The sequence below is a fragment of the Pseudoalteromonas sp. 0802 genome, from assembly GCF_013350085.1.
Taxonomy (GTDB): domain Bacteria; phylum Pseudomonadota; class Gammaproteobacteria; order Enterobacterales; family Alteromonadaceae; genus Pseudoalteromonas.
The window spans coordinates 1-13,552 of the sequence record NZ_JABVXE010000034.1; the positions used below are offsets into that span (position 1 = coordinate 1).

Below are 13,552 nucleotides of genomic sequence, written 5' to 3' on the forward strand. Positions count from 1 at the left end.
CGAAGTTGGATTTTGGATCTGAGAAAAAAGAAGCAGCCTAGCCGTTAAGCTAGACTGTAGAAGCCCAGTGATCAGAGTGAACCGATGTCGCTGGGTAGTTCACCTTGCTTTGAAACGATAGTACAAATAGAACACCCGTAGCGTGCTTTGCCATTGCAACCAGCCCCACCACTTTGACCTGTAGCAATTTCGCAAGTCTCACTTGTACCATTACCGTATATCTCGATTAAAAGACCAAAGTTTGATAAGAAACCTGGTATGTCATAGCAAGATCTTTGTAGTGGTTTTGAACCAGCCAAGCTGAGCAAAAGAAATACATCATCAGTCTCCCAGTCACGAATTGGAGCATAATTGTAGACTTTTGAGTTTCCAATAGACTGTGATGTCATTGAGTTCATTAAATCTTCTGCAGACTTACCTTTTAGATTGTGTCGCTCCATATTCTTTGACCTACGCGAAGACTCTTTTTCCCTAGAACCTAAGCAAGAAATAATTGGTGAACTGGCATAATTGCCATACTTCTTTGAGTGCCTAATAGACTCTACAAGAGAGTTAACAAAGTGTTCGTTTGGGTTAACCTTTAAAATTACTGAGCAATCACCGGAGCGAGTTGGTGTTGCTGGAATTTTCTGGCCACCAACGTACCTAATGAAGAATTCATTGTTCAATGAAGGTTGGACTAATTTAAACTGAATATTGATACCTACAGACTTAGCATATTCAAGCATTCTCTTACTGGCATAGTTAACAAACATTTGCATAGGTATCGCTTCTGCTTTTGTATTAACTGTCGATACGATCAATGGGCGTTCTGGTTCAATGGTTTTTGCTGCAATAGCTTGACGTTAAGCCTCCATCACAATTAGCAGTGTAACTGTCGAGTCTTTCCCAAACGAACATAAAGAAGTAATTATTGCTCGCTCATTTTCAATTAGAGCTCTTATATCAGCTACAGATGAAGAAAAGGCTTGAGCAACTAATTTCTCTCTACTTACTTGGTTAACTGTTCCAACAACAACGCTATCAATGATGTCTATTGGATTAACTTTGAAAACACTCACTTCACACTCCAACTTAAATTTTGTAACTATGGTCACATAGGATAGAGAACGCGCTTTGATTGAAATGATAACTAAATATTCTCCACGATTATTTTTAAAAAAAAGTCATACAGAACAATAACTAAAATATATTTACACTTAATTATTCAAGGTGAATTCGCCAAAATATAAACTCGAAAAATCATAAAGCCAACCTCAATCAATTATAAAAAACCTTAAATATTCGCCAGCCACAAAAAAACACAAAAACCCAACACTATCAAATGGTTACATAATGCTAACTCAAATTATTCAGGGTGAATTCGCCACTTATTCGAGGTTAATTATTTCAAAAGTGCGCGTTATGGAATCGGACTTACTATGGTCTTAATCGAAACGTGAACTACCCAGTGATCAGAGCGAAGCGATGTCGCTGGGTAGTTCACCGTGTTTTCTTTCTAAACTATTGGTTCTTAAACTCAAATCTTGAGTTAACTCTAAAAAAGGGAAGCTACCTAATGTGGTTTACAAATAAAAAATTGTTATCTGAAATTGCTTATCTAAAAGAGCAAACTGCTGAGTATGAAAATATTAAGCAGGAACTGAAAGAAGAGATGCTGTATTTTTTATTAAGTAAAAGTGGGTATACCCTAGAAGCTAACCATCGCTTTGCTGCGGCAATTGAAAGTGAAGTTGAGGATCTAAAAGGCGCAAGTATTGAAGACTTGATTTTAAAAAAGTCATTAAATAAACCTCATACACAAAAATTCTTGTCAGCACTTAAGAAAACTAACCATTGGCATGGTGCTTTACAGTTAAAAACGAAAACTGACAGAGAGCTGTGGCTTAGAAGTATCGTTCAACCTGTAAATGAGGATATCGCTGTTTTCTCATCTGAACTCACTCGTACTATATCTCATTCGAGAGATAAAGAAGATATGCTTGCAGCTCTTAGTCGTTCATCAGCTGTAATCGAGTTTACACTAGATGGAATAATTCTGAGTGCTAACGATAATTTTTTAAATGCAATGGGGTACTCTAAAAGCCAAATACTAGGTAAGCACCATAGTATCTTTTGCGATCTAGAAGAGGCAAATTCAAAGACTTACAAAGAGTTTTGGTCAAAGTTAAAGGGGGGCGCTTTATCTCTGACCGCTTTAAAAGAATAGATAGTTATGGCAATGAAGTATGGCTTGAAGCTTCTTATAACCCTATTCATGATGAAAATGGAGATTTATATAAAGTTGCTAAGTTCGCGACTGTCATTACAGAACAAATGAGAAGAGAGCAAGCTATTTCAGAAACAGCTGGCATTGCTTACGATATCTCAAAACAAACTGACTCTGATGCAGAAAATGGTTTAGGTGTTGTAAAGCAAACTATCTCAACTATGAATGCGCTTTCTAAGAAACTTGAAACTGCGAGCGAAGGCATTAATAAACTTGATGTACAATCAGCAAAAGTCTCTCAGTTGGTTGAAAGTATTAAAGGAATAGCAGATCAAACAAACTTATTAGCACTTAATGCTGCAATAGAGGCTGCAAGAGCGGGTGAGCAAGGACGTGGTTTTTCAGTTGTCGCAGACGAAGTAAGGCAATTAGCATCAAGAACGAGTTTAGCTACAGAGCAAATAATTAGTGTGGTTGCAGAAAACAAAGTACTTACTCAGGACGCTGTAACCCTTATTGAAGCTAGTTTAGCAGAAGCCAAAGATGCTTTGGATTTATCTAATAGTGCAGGTAATGTAATCGATGACATTCAAAAAGGCGCAAAAGAAGTCGTTGAGGCTGTAGGCCAATTTAAAACAAACCTTTAATTTAGCTATCACAACTTGAGAGAGACTGAACAATGTGACTAAATCAAGTCAGTCTCTCAGTTATAAATTTCTCTATCGAGTATGGCAAAGCGAGCAACAATGCTTACAACCATCAACATTTGAATATTTGGTTTTTGCTTTCTCTACTGCATCTTTGCAACTACGAAAGAAACCTAAATAAGTGCGGTCTGTTATCAAGTTGAAGTACGGGCATGACTCTGTATGTACCTCATGTTCACCTGTGTTTTGGCGTTATCGTTAATATAATAATGTTTCAAAATTCCTCCCTAAATTATCCATTTTGTTTTATTACATAGTTAATATGTATTACTTACACATTAATTAAAAACTAGCTAATGCTTTCAAAAATAACAGTTTAATATACAAAAAAATAATATTTTAAGACTAATAAAAAAGTGTGTCGCAAATTTACTGTTTTATCGTTATTGTAAGTAGGTACAAATTATTGCGGGAAACTTAAATGGACAATTGCAGCGTTCTAATCATTGATGATGAAGAAATTAATACCTTACAGTTAGAGCATGCCCTAGAGGATGTTGGTAAGATTATAACTTCTAACAATAGCTCCGAGGCTATACAACTTATAGAAAAAATTAAGCCTGATATCTTAGTTCTTGACTTAGAAATGCCTAAAGTCAGTGGTTTTGACATTTTAGAAGTGATACAACAAAAGCCTACTTTGGCACATGTTAGAACTGTTGTTATTACGTCTCACAGTGATCCTGCGATAGAAGAAAAAGCCTTATCTTTAGGCGCGATAGACTTTATTTCTAAACCGCTAAACCTCAGACTCTGTCGAATTCGTATTGAAAATCATATAAAAATCAGAACACAAGAAAAGATATTACAACAAACCCAAGCTGAGCTTTTTGCTGAAAAAGAACAGCTTAGAGTCACTATTGACTCTATTGCTGATGCTGTTATATCTACGGATAATAATGCTAATATTGTGTATATGAACCCTGTAGCGCAAAGGCTCACAGGGTGGTCACAAACTGCGGCGAAAGGTCGCCATATCGAAGAAGTCATGAAGTTATGCGACGCGACAACTAAAATACCGTCCATTAATCCTTTATCTGTTGCTTTGAAAGAAAATAGACCTGTTGCTATGGCTTTAAATACGCAATTGACAAGTAAGCAAGGCATAGAACATCGAGTCGAAGACAGCGCAGCACCTATTTTTGATAGTAACCATAATCAATGCGGCGCCGTTATGGTGTTTCAAGATGTAAACGAAGCTTTAGCTATGTCTAGACAGATGACGTATTTATCTCATTATGACCAATTAACCTCACTACCAAATCGAGTGTTACTTCACGATAGACTTACGCAGGGTATTACCAGGGCTGCTTTTAATGACACTAAGTTAAGCTTGATGTTACTTGATTTAGATAAGTTTAAGTTTATTAATGATGCCTTAGGACACGATGTTGGTGATGAAATAATTGCACATATTGGTCACAGCTTGGACCGGTTCGCATGTAATAATATTACAGTCGCACGTGTCGGTGGAGATGAGTTCGCACTCGTTGTTCCTCATTCTGCTAATTCTTTAAGTTTAGAGCCACTGATTAATCAGGTTTTTAATGTTATTGGTAAGCCTTTCAGATCCGGTGGTGAACAACATATTCTTTCAGCAAGTTTAGGTATCAGTGTGTACCCTGATGATGCTTCGAGTGCTGAAGAAATGCTTCGCCATGCAGACTCCGCAATGTATAAAGCGAAAAACGAATCTGCTAATAGTTATTTCTATTTTAGTGACGATTTACAGGTTGAAATGAATAGGCGTCTTGAAGTTGGAATTAAACTAAGAAAGGCATTAGATGAAAATGATCTCGACGTTCATTATCAACCTAAATATGATGTAAACACTGACACACTGATTGGTGTAGAAAGCTTAGTCCGTTTAAAAGATGGGCAAGGCGGCTTTATTTCTCCAGTTCATTTTATTGAATATGCCGAGGAGACAGGGCTTATTTTTCGCTTAGGAGAACAAGTTCTAGAAAAAAGCTGTATTGCTGCAAAAAATTGGCTTGATAAAGGTCTCCCTATTAAAGTTGCAGTAAACATATCTGCTAAACAGTTCACAGATACTAAACTTGTAGATACTGTTGCTGAGATCCTTGAAAGAACGCAATTACCTAGCCGTTATTTAGAATTAGAAGTGACAGAATCGGCCTTGATTGAAAATTTTGATTATACTGTAAGTCAATTAAAGCTTATTTCTGGAATGGGGGTGAGTATTGCTCTTGATGACTTTGGTACTGGATACTCAAGCCTTTCATATTTAAGATTATTCCCATTAGATGTGCTGAAAATAGATCAGTCTTTTGTTCGTGATATGCTTAACGATGAGCAAGCGCTCAATATTGTAACTACAATAATTGAACTAGCTCACTCTTTAAAACTCCAAATTGTGGCTGAAGGGATTGAAACTTTAGAGCAAAAAGATCGACTGCAAGAGCTTGGTTGTCAAATAGGCCAAGGTTATTTACTGAGCAAGCCTTTGGATATCGACAAGGCTAACAAACTAATACAAAGTAGTATGGTTGAAGGAATATTATGCCCTTAAGTCTAAAGCCATTATCACAGTGTAAAGTATTCATTGTTGATGATGATGAGATGGTCAGGTTAAGTCTAGGTGTTATTTTAGAAGATCATTTTTCCGTGGATGCATACTCTTCTGGTCAGGCTGTTTTAGAAGCCTGTGAGGATTTACTTCCAGATTTGATTTTACTAGATATTAATTTACCGGATATAAGTGGTCTGGATATTTGTAGGCGACTTAAGGCTAAAGCTACATTCGAAAATATCCCAATAATTTCATCACTTCGACTTACGATACAGGGTGTCAAAATGCATGCTGGGAAGCCGGAGCTACCGATTTTATTGGTAAACCCATCACAGCATCCACGTTGATACATCGTACAAAAAATCACTTAGAGAATAAGCTTCGATTAGAAAAGCTATTACAGCTTACGTATAAAGATTCATTGACAGGCTTATTCAATCGACACTATTTGGATTTAGAAGTTGCAAACGTTTTTAAACAAGCTTCAAGAGAGAAGAAACCGTTCAGCTTGCTAATGCTTGATCTAGATTTCTTTAAATTATACAACGACCAATACGGACACCCTCAAGGAGATGCTTGCCTGAAAATAATTGCTGATGTTATTGAGCGCTCTATTCATCGACCTCAAGATATTGCAATCCGATATGGTGGAGAGGAGTTTCTTGTGATACTGCCATACACTGACTTCGAAGGTGTTAAATTCATATGTGATCGTATTTCTACAGAGCTTGAGACGATTAATATCCCGCATGTTAAATCTATATGGGGCCGCGCGACAGTCAGTATTGGTGGAGTGATCTATGAGCACCAAAATAATGTGAGCTTTAATGATTTAGTTAATTGCGCTGATGAGGCGCTTTATGCAGCTAAAAATGCAGGAAGAAACTGCTTTAGGCTAAGTTTTTGCGATTAATTTTGGGTTTTTCTTACTACTTTTTGTAGAAACCTCAGGAACATAGCCTATACTTTGGAGACTGTTAACTTACCAAGAAATACAATGGAACATTCTCAAAAGCGTCGAGACTTTCTAAAAACACTCGGTGTCGGTGCTGCGGCATCAACTCTTGCGTTTAAAGCCCCTTATGTTTTTGCAAAGAACAAAGTAACCCTTCGGGTAATGGGAACACATGTTACTTTGCAAGAAGAGCTTAGACAAAGAGCAATGCGCGAACTAGATATAAACATTGAGTTTTCACCTATGGGTAGTGCCGCTGTTTTACAAAAAGCAGCAGCAGACCCTAGTTCTTTTGATTTGTTTGAGCAATGGTCTGACTCTATTAATATTCTCTGGCAAGCAGATGCTATTCAGCCAATCGAGGTTGATAGACTCGTTTATTGGGATGAAATAAACCCACTTACCAAGACAGGCAAAATTGTACCGGATGCAAAGTTAGGTGCAGGCGATTCACCAAATAAGCTTCTTTATGCACAGCCGGATGATTCGTTAGGAGAAACACCATCCAAATTAATTAGCTTCATGCCTTATGTACACAATGTCGATTCATTTGGCTATAACACGAATGCTATCGAAAAAGGTATTCCGTACGAAACAGAATCTTGGGCATGGTTATTAGATGAAAAGAAGAAAGGGAAAGTAGCATTAATTAATGCACCAACAATAGGCATTTTTGATGCTGCTTTAGCCGCCCAAGCTAAAGGATTAATGAAGTTTAATGATTTAGGTAATATGAGTATTGCCGAGATTGACCAATTATTTGCCATTTTATTTGAAAAGAAACGGCAAGGTCATTTTTCAGGTTTTTGGACGTCAGTACCGCAATCTGTTGATTTTATGAAAATGAACCGAGTGACCATTCAAAGTATGTTCTCACCAGGTGTCAGTGCGCTAAATGGGCAAGGCATTCCAGTAACTTATGCATCGCCAAAAGAAGGATACAGAGCATGGCATGGGGTTATGTGTTTATCAAAAAATACCCATGGGCATGTTAAAGATGCTGCGTATGAGTATATGAACTGGTGGTTATCCGGCTACCCAGGCGCATTTATAGCAAGGCAAGGATATTACATTTCTAACCCTAGCCGTAGCCAACCGCTTATGTCGAAACCTGAGTGGAACTATTGGTATGAAGGGCAAGAAGCGTCAACTGACTTGAAGGGAACAGATGGAAAAGTATCTATTAAAGCAGGCGAAATAAGGGATGGTGGCAGTTATATTAAACGTTTTTCGAATATTGCGGTTTGGAATACCGTGATGCCAAATTATGATTACAGTTTAGATAAGTGGTATGAACTACTTAACGCATAAGGAATCAAATTGTTAAGTTTACTTTCAAAGTCTCTTGCTGCAAAAATGTCGCTTGCGATGGTGCTTGTATTAGTCGCCATGAGTGCGAGTTATTTTATTATGAATCAAAGGCTTAAAACGATTGAGGACTCTTTCAGTAACATCGGCAAGATTAGCAACTATGCTGTGGATATTTTAAAAATTAATAAAGATATTGTCGAGATGCAAAGGGATATCTCAGTTTATGGTGCATCAGGTAGTGCACCCGTTTTTAAAAAAATCATGGTAAATTATGACAGTATTGAAAAGAGATTAGCTGAAATTAATGTAGGGAAAGGTGCAGAAAGTATTCAAATTCATCTTAATGGTATGACGGAGCTTGTAAGTCGTTATGGCACTAATTTAAAAGTACTGACACTTCGTTTTACACAACGGAATGAATTAATTGAAAAAGAGTTACCACAAATTTACTTGAATGCAGTTGTACTTCTTGAAGATTTAAAAACTAAGACTACTGATACAAATGGGAAGTTGTTAGTTACAGAGTACCTTAATCTTTGGCATATGCTGCACCGTGATGCTTATCAATTTTTAACAAAAAAAGACTATGCCAAAAGAGCTGAAGTTGAAAAAATACTGAACTCGCTATCTAAAAACGTTGCAGATAGATCTAAATTTAAAAATATGATCGATTTGTCTAATAGCTATCGACATACTTTTTCAAAAAGTGTTCAGGCTAATCGAAACTATTTAAGCTTAGTAAATGTAGTAATGGCTGGAGATGCAATTGAATTTAGTACGCTTGCAAATAGCTTAAGGGAAGATTCATTAACTCAACTTAAACAAATAAAACGGGATGCTCAAACAACGGTTTCAATGACAGAAAGCATTTTAAATGTACTTGCTTTAATGGTTGTCACCTACATTGTTGCTTTATCTTTATTTTTTCACCTGCAAATTACACGTGCGATTAAACGCTTAACAAATAGTTTCACACATTTCTTAGACGGAGATTTGGAAGCTCCGATTTATGATTTAAAACGAAAAGACGAAATTGGTATTTTAGCTAAGGCAGCTAATAAGTTTAGAGAACTAAGTAAAGACCTCTCTGAAGCGAAGCACAGCGCGGAGCATACAACAAAAGTTAAGTCAGAGTTTTTAGCCAACATGAGCCATGAAATTAGAACACCTATGAATGGTATTTTAGGCATGGCTCGCCAGATGACCCGCACAACGCTCACACCAGAACAAAGCAAAATGCTACAACTCATTCAGTCTTCAGGTGCAAGCTTATTAGTGATTATCAACGATATTCTTGATTTGAGTAAAATTGAGGCTTCAAAAATTGAGCTTGAGTCTGAACCAGTAGATTTAAGCTATCTTTTAGAAGAACTTAAACATTTATTTCAGGAACAAGCAGATAGTAAGAATATTCAGCTTTATATATCTACAACACCGGAAGTTGAAAAATTGGCGTTTTTGGCCGATGAAACACGTTTAAAGCAGGTATTAATTAATCTGCTAGGGAATGCTGTAAAGTTCACAGAGAGAGGCAGTGTTTCGTTAACAGTTAACATACAAGAGATTGGGCTTGATGAAGTAAAGCTTACATTTAATGTCTCTGACACAGGGATTGGGATTGCAAGTGAACACTTGGGTACACTATTTGAAGCATTTTCTCAGGCAGATACATCTATCACAAGGCGTTTTGGTGGTACAGGTTTGGGCCTTACTATATCAAATGAATTATTAAATTTGATGGAAGCACCACTTAAAGTTGAAAGTGTATTGGGAGAGGGGTCTCACTTTTATTTTGATTTAAAAGCAAAGCGCACACTATCTTCAATGGACTTAGGTCACAAAGATGTCTCATTAACAACTCTTAAAGAAGAGATTGATTTATCGAATATTAATGCCCTTGTTGTTGAAGATAATGACATTAATCAGATAGTGATTGAAGCGATGCTTAATGAATTTAATATCACCTCTATAAATATGGCAAATAATGGTCAGGAAGCTGTTGAGCAATGTGCACTAGGTGTATTTGATATCATCTTTATGGATATGCAAATGCCAGTATTAGATGGTCCCCAAGCCACTTTAAAAATCAGAGAGATTTCTGCTTTCAAACATACGCCGATTATTGCTTTAACTGCTAATGTATTAAGTGCAGATAAGCAACGCTGTTTTGATGCCGGAATGGATGATTATATCGCAAAGCCACTCGAGTATGACGCTTTAAGATCTATCTTGCTAAAGTGGTGTAGAACAAATATCGAACGGACATAGTATGAATATTCATGATAAAGATGGTGCAAGTTTTGTTGGTTCGAAGGTATTTTTAATAGTAGTTTCCTTTGTGTTTTGCATTTTTGGCTTATTCGCAGTTTATTTTTTTGAAGGGCACGTTAAAAATGATGTTTTAGGCTCAATTGACCAAGAGTTTACTGAGACTCAAGAGCGCTTAAAAGAAATAGTAACTAGTTCAATTGCTGAGTCAAAATCTGATCTCCGCTTTTTATACTCGACTCCCCCCATATCTGGTTTACCAAGAGCTGAATTTAATGATGGAATTGATCCATACGATGGTACTACATACAACCAATGGAAAGAGCGTCTAGAAACCATATTTATTGGTTTTATGGAAAATAACCTTGCAGTTGAGCAACTTCGTATTGTTGCTGTTACAGCCGAGGGTAAAGAGTTAATACGCGTGCAACGGGTAGGCGCATCTGTAGAGGCTGTGCCTGATTACTCATTACAGGCTAAAAGTGGTGAGCCTTATTTTTTACCAAGCTCTCAGCTTGAAACGAATCAAATTTACATGTCGCCACTTACTTTAAATAAAGAATTTGGTGAAGTGGTTTTTCCCTACCAGCCAATGTTACGTTTTTCTATTCCCATCTTTAGTGATAAAGGAAAGCGGTATGCATTTTTAATTATGAATGTAAATGCGAATTCACTCATTAATAATCTTAAACAGACAGTTTTCGATTACTCAGAGTTAATCATTAGTAGCTCTGAAGGTGACTTTGTTTACCATCCTATTGAAGAATATCAATTTTCACGAGATTTAAATCCAGACCTAACGTGGAATTCAGTATATAGTCAGAAGGTTCAATATCAGGGACTCTATACGGTAACTTCAAAACTTAACCCTGACCTACAGTTTTATGTGCATTCTACAAAAGTGAAAACAAGGCCTAGAAATAAGTATGGTTACATCAACTTTAATCTTTTAGTGCCTGAAAAGTATGTGGACACATTAATTAATGAGAAGCGTGAAATTACTTATAGCTTCCTAGCCGCGATAGGTGTTTTTACATCTATATTACTTATAATGTTTTATAGAAATGCGACGAGAAGTCAGTTATTAGCGGAAGCTCGCAGAGAAGCGTCTGCGATAGTTAATGGGTCAATCGATGCAATCGTTGGGTTAAATTTAGAGGGGGAGTTAACAAGTATAAATAATACAGCGGAGCGTTTGTTATCAATTTCTAAAGTGACAGCATTAGGGAAACTAGCCAAAGATGTTGAGTTTCTATCAAAACTACCCATCCACGAGTATATAAATGATATTCAAAGCTCTAAATCACAAATTAAAGATGAACTATCTGAACAACTTGGCGAAACAACGCTTCATTACGCTATATCTGTTAGCCCCGTTTTTTCTGAACACAATACCTTAATAGGGCTTGCTTTAATTATTAGAGATATAACAAAAGAAAAAGATGCAGAGATAAAAGTAAAACGATTGAATACAGAGCTTGAAGCGAAAGTTAGAAAGCGTACACAAGCGCTTGCTGAGGCCAAAGATGATGCTATCAAGCATAGCGATATAAAAAGTGCTTTCATCTCGAATATTAGTCATGAGCTTCGTACTCCACTGAATGGAGTCATCGGCACTTTAAACATTTTAAAACGCGAAGAGTTGTCTGATAAATCACGAAACCTTGTTGAAATGATGGATTTAAGTGCGTCTAATTTAAACTTATTAATAAATGACATACTTGATTTATCTAAGATCGAAGCGGGTAAATTGGATCTAAATCTTAAAACAATCAATCTACAACTGCTAATTGAAAGGCTAGTTGAATCGAGTGCTATTAGAGCCTTTGATAAAGGGTTAAATGTATATTTAGATACCAGTAACTTAAACTGTGAGAATGTTAAAACAAATCCGCTCAGACTCACCCAGATTTTAAATAACTTAATCAGTAATGCGATAAAATTTACTGACAAAGGCTATATCAAAGTCATTGTTAGTTCTGAGCGCATATCAGAAGATACACATGATTTAAAAGTGAAGGTCCAAGATACTGGAATAGGGATCGCGCCTAGTACACAAGGACAATTATTTGATGCGTTTCAGCAGGCAAGTACAGCAATATCAGAAAAGTTTGGGGGGACCGGACTTGGCTTATCTATTTGTAAACAATTATGCCAATTAATGGATGGAGACATTTCTGTCAGTTCAACTTTAAATCAAGGTAGTGTTTTCACCTTCAATATTAAAGTTCGCTGCAATGCAGAAAACATTCACGTTACTGAAAAATGCTACGAGAATAAAGCCATTTTGGTGGCGAGCAGTAATCAGAATATTTGGGAAATTTTGGATAAGACACTCAGTTTACAAGGCGGTATTGTCAGCACATGCTCTATGGCGGAGCTTGGCGTCCATAAAAACAAAGCTTTTGACTACGTATTCTTAGACTATGAAGATGATACAACGAATAATATAGGTTCAATCATTGAAGTTTTGAGCGAAAATAAACTCAGTACTCAGTTTATAACACTTCATCAACCAGGAAATCCACTCCCTAAAGGTATTGCATCAAAAGTATCTCAAATTACCAAACCTATAACCCAAACAGAGCTGGTGCAAGTAGTGGGCTACGAAGTGCCAAAAAGTGAACCATTATATCTACTTTCTGAAACCAGCGGGTTTGAACTTTCAGATGATGTTACTGAGCAATTGAACGATTGTACGATATTGATTGTCGATGATAACGAAATAAACATTGAAGTTGCTAAAGGCGCATTAGATGAGCTGCCTATAAATATTTTAACAGCAAGTAATGGACAAGATGCAATTGAACTTTTAAATCATTACAACACAAATGAGAGGCAAATAAACTGCATACTACTGGATTGCCAAATGCCAATTTTAGATGGTTATCAAGTGTGTGAAAAAATACGCGCAGGAAAAGCCGGAGGGTCGTTTATTGATGTTCCTATCATTGCAATGACCGCAAGCGCGATGGCAAGTGAAAAGGAAAAATGCTTAGCTGTGGGGATGAGTGATTATGTGAGTAAGCCAATTGAGGCAGTTAAAGTATTAGAGAAGGTCGTTAAATGGTCTTTATCAAGCTACGAGGGGCAATCTAAAGCAATACCTCTTGTTGCTAATGAACTCGAAGAAGAAAAGCTGTGGGACCGCGAACAAGCCCTTGCACGATTATTAAATAAAGAAGTCTTACTAAACAAAATTTGTGAAGTGTTTGTTGTAAAAGCACCTATTAAAGTGCAGGAACTAATAGAGCAACACAAACAAGGGAATAGTGAAGAAGTCCGTCAAATAGCGCATGCGTTAAAAGGGATGTGTGGTGAAATAAGCGCTAACAAACTTAGAGAATTATTTTCTGATATTGAGGTCATAGCTGAGAAAGGTAATTTAGATATAGGCACTCAACTAGACTCAATTGAACAATTGATACCTAAGTTAGTAGAAGATATGGCAAGGCGAGATGTGTGATAGAGTATCAAAAGGTGAGCTTTATTTGTACTAGCTCAGACTTGATCTGACAGTTACCCGTTTTTCAATCGGTGACTGTCAGTTTAGATTTGAGCTAAATTCT

At 36.8% G+C, this 13,552-nt stretch carries 10 protein-coding genes; 8 read left to right on the forward strand and 2 right to left on the reverse strand.

Going from position 1 to position 13,552, the window contains the following annotated elements; all coding sequences use genetic code 11:
* Window positions 1–71 precede the first annotated feature (71 nt).
* Together HUS61_RS20410 and HUS61_RS20415 are read right to left on the reverse strand one after the other, a co-directional pair.
* Window positions 72–440, reverse strand: a complete 369-nt coding sequence (locus HUS61_RS20410) for a hypothetical protein (RefSeq protein ID WP_175083568.1) — start codon at window positions 438–440, stop codon at window positions 72–74.
* A gap of 405 nt (window positions 441–845) precedes the next feature.
* Window positions 846–1,061 carry a hypothetical protein gene (locus HUS61_RS20415; protein ID WP_036973973.1) on the reverse strand — a complete coding sequence of 72 codons (216 nt, stop codon included), beginning with the start codon at window positions 1,059–1,061 and terminating at the stop codon, window positions 846–848.
* Window positions 1,062–1,558: 497 nt separating this feature from the next.
* On the opposite strand from HUS61_RS20415, the gene HUS61_RS21550 reads away from it, so the two are divergent.
* The 8 genes from HUS61_RS21550 (at window position 1,559) to HUS61_RS20450 (ending at window position 13,449) form a co-directional block, all read left to right on the forward strand.
* Window positions 1,559–2,209: a PAS domain-containing protein gene (locus HUS61_RS21550; protein ID WP_220094669.1), complete on the forward strand. Its 651-nt coding sequence runs from the start codon at window positions 1,559–1,561 to the stop codon at window positions 2,207–2,209.
* A gap of 107 nt (window positions 2,210–2,316) precedes the next feature.
* Window positions 2,317–2,856, forward strand: a complete 540-nt coding sequence (locus tag HUS61_RS21555; RefSeq protein WP_220094670.1) for a methyl-accepting chemotaxis protein — start codon at window positions 2,317–2,319, stop codon at window positions 2,854–2,856.
* Window positions 2,857–3,337: 481 nt separating this feature from the next.
* Window positions 3,338–5,449, forward strand: a complete 2,112-nt coding sequence (locus HUS61_RS20425; RefSeq protein WP_175083569.1) for an EAL domain-containing protein — start codon at window positions 3,338–3,340, stop codon at window positions 5,447–5,449.
* Complete coding sequence (locus tag HUS61_RS20430) at window positions 5,440–5,796, forward strand: response regulator (RefSeq protein ID WP_175083570.1); 357 nt, start codon at window positions 5,440–5,442, stop codon at window positions 5,794–5,796. Before HUS61_RS20425 ends, HUS61_RS20430 begins: the two co-directional genes overlap by 10 nt.
* Window positions 5,793–6,362, forward strand: coding sequence for a GGDEF domain-containing protein (locus HUS61_RS20435; protein ID WP_258536067.1), 570 nt, complete (start codon window positions 5,793–5,795; stop codon window positions 6,360–6,362). Before HUS61_RS20430 ends, HUS61_RS20435 begins: the two co-directional genes overlap by 4 nt.
* Before the next feature lie 84 nt (window positions 6,363–6,446).
* Window positions 6,447–7,715, forward strand: a complete 1,269-nt coding sequence (locus tag HUS61_RS20440) for a PotD/PotF family extracellular solute-binding protein (RefSeq protein ID WP_175083572.1) — start codon at window positions 6,447–6,449, stop codon at window positions 7,713–7,715.
* A 9-nt stretch (window positions 7,716–7,724) separates the two neighbouring features.
* Complete coding sequence (locus HUS61_RS20445; RefSeq protein WP_175083573.1) at window positions 7,725–9,983, forward strand: ATP-binding protein; 2,259 nt, start codon at window positions 7,725–7,727, stop codon at window positions 9,981–9,983.
* Between the two features lies 1 nt (window position 9,984).
* Window positions 9,985–13,449, forward strand: coding sequence for an ATP-binding protein (locus HUS61_RS20450; protein ID WP_175083574.1), 3,465 nt, complete (start codon window positions 9,985–9,987; stop codon window positions 13,447–13,449).
* Window positions 13,450–13,552 lie beyond the last annotated feature (103 nt).

Excerpts from the sequence above, each read along its gene's own strand:
- HUS61_RS21550 (WP_220094669.1), top strand. The coding sequence starts at position 1,559 with ATGTGGTTTACAAATAAAAAATTGTTATCTGAAATTGCTTATCTAAAA.
- HUS61_RS21555 (WP_220094670.1), top strand. The coding sequence starts at position 2,317 with ATGAGAAGAGAGCAAGCTATTTCAGAAACAGCTGGCATTGCTTACGAT.
- HUS61_RS20410 (WP_175083568.1), bottom strand. The coding sequence starts at position 440 with ATGGAGCGACACAATCTAAAAGGTAAGTCTGCAGAAGATTTAATGAAC.
- HUS61_RS20450 (WP_175083574.1), top strand. The coding sequence starts at position 9,985 with ATGAATATTCATGATAAAGATGGTGCAAGTTTTGTTGGTTCGAAGGTA.
- HUS61_RS20440 (WP_175083572.1), top strand. The coding sequence starts at position 6,447 with ATGGAACATTCTCAAAAGCGTCGAGACTTTCTAAAAACACTCGGTGTC.
- HUS61_RS20425 (WP_175083569.1), top strand. The coding sequence starts at position 3,338 with ATGGACAATTGCAGCGTTCTAATCATTGATGATGAAGAAATTAATACC.
- HUS61_RS20430 (WP_175083570.1), top strand. The coding sequence starts at position 5,440 with ATGCCCTTAAGTCTAAAGCCATTATCACAGTGTAAAGTATTCATTGTT.